Annotated in this window: 1 protein-coding gene; it reads right to left on the bottom strand. The window is 44.1% G+C overall.

Annotated features, from left to right (window positions below; all coding sequences use genetic code 11):
• Positions 1–2,061: DUF7507 domain-containing protein (locus U3A58_RS21615; protein ID WP_465038371.1), on the bottom strand; the 2,061-nt coding region annotated here is incomplete at both ends.

The raw sequence follows: 2,061 nt of genomic DNA, 5'->3' as shown, positions 1-2,061 counted from the left end.
TTACAACATCATCCTCATCACTTGGATCATTATCACCAGGAGCATCACCTGTTGTAAGTGCAGTATTCAATATTGAGCCTGCATCCATGTCGCCCTGAGTTACCACATATTCTGTATTCACTACAGTGGAAGCTCCAGGAGCCAAGGTTCCAACATTCTGGTCAAGTCCTGTCAATGGATCCGTAACCATCACATCTGTCAAGGTCACATTTCCTGTGTTCGTAACTGTCAATGTATAAGTGATTACATCACCTACAGCGTCTACTTCAGCTCCATTATCTGTTTTCACAATCTGGATAGAAGATGTCTGGATTGCTTCAACCGTTGCATCGTCCTCATCAGAAACCTGAGTTTCACCAATTAATCCTTCAGCCGTAGCTACATTTATCACTGTACCGTTGTCTATATCAGACTGGCTCACTGTATAAGAAGTTTCTCTAACCACTTCCTGACCCGGTGTCAAAGAACCTATGTTCTCATCAAATCCTGTCAATGGATCAGTAACCGTTACATTACTAAGGGATACATTTCCGGTGTTGGTCACTGTCAAGGTATACGTAACTTCCTGACCCGCTGCATCAACCGTGGTCGGATTAGCAACTTTTTCAATCTGAATATTAGGTCGCTGAGTCGCTGTTACTACCGCGTCGTCCTCGTCAGACACCTGAATCTCTCCAAATGACCCAAGTGCAGTGGCTACGTTAAGAACAGATCCATTATCGATATCCCCTTGTGTCACTAGGTATGCAGTTTGTCTTACAACAACTTGATCTGGCACTAAAGTACCCACATTCTCATCAAGCCCAGTTAATGGATCAATGATCATGACATCGGTCAGAGTTACATTGCCCTCGTTGGTTACTGTCAAAGTATAGGTCACTTCCTGGCCCGCAGCAGTTACTATATTAGGATTTACCGTTTTATTAATTCCGATAAATGGAGTAGGAACAAAGAATTCAGAATGAGAATCTTCATTGCTCACATTTTCCCCAATCGGCGGCATACCAGTAGCAGTAGCAGTATTAGTGAAGAAGCCCGCATCAATATCTTCTTGAGTTAAGGTATAATCCGCAGTAAACGTTGAATTATTTGATACATTAGGAGCAAGACTAGCAATTGGTCCCCCGACCACATCTACAAGTGGATCCGCAATCATTATATTGGTAAGCGTTACGTTACCATTGTTTATCACAGTAAACGTATAACTGATAGTCTCCCCTGCATCTGCTCCATCATCCCCATTTTCGTCATTGAATGACCCACTCTTAATCAACTCAATGCTAGGACGCTGATTTGCCGTAATTGTCTCTGTATCGGTATCAGTATATTCAACTTCACCAAAGAAAGCTTCTGCATTTGCTGTGTTCTCAACCTGACCAATGTCCATATCTTCTTGAGTAATTACATAGGAAGCTGAAAATTCAATATTCGATCCAGGAGCCAATGTCGCAACTGAGGAAGGACTTATATCGCTTAGTCCTGGAAGCAGGTCGCTTACCATCACATCACTTAAAGTCACATTGCCAGTATTCGTTACATTGAAAGTATAGGTGATTACTTCACCCGCCAGATCATAAGTAGATTGGCTCGCTGATTTATCTAAAGTCATGGAAGGTCTTTGATCCGCTGTCACCGTTTCATCGGCGGTGCGTTCAAGCTCTTCGTATGATGCCGTTGCTGTATTGTCTACCTGACCTACATCCAGATCAGACTGCTCTATCACATAAGTGGTCACGATTACCGTGTCCGCCTGTGGTGCCAAGCTCGTAATCAATTGGCTCAATCCTGTCAATGGATCCGTTACCAAAATACCTTCCAAGGTCACGTTACCCTCGTTGGTCACCGTGATCTCGTACTCAATCTCGTCGCCTACAGCATCGTAAGTCTGTGGTGTCGCCACCTTCGTAATGCTGTAGTCAAAATTCTGCTCAGCTGTTACCGTCTCATCGTCTGTGTCGGTCACATCCACATCATCAGGATCTGTTCCTGTTGCGGTTGCGGTGTTGTCCACCTGACCGGCATCCATGTCCGCCTGAGTAATAGTATATGTTGCAGTGAACT

Origin of the sequence: Algoriphagus persicinus (assembly GCF_035156415.1) — a bacterium.
Classification (GTDB): Bacteria; Bacteroidota; Bacteroidia; order Cytophagales; family Cyclobacteriaceae; genus Algoriphagus; species Algoriphagus persicinus.
This window is presented reverse-complemented; position numbering and strand designations above follow the sequence as displayed.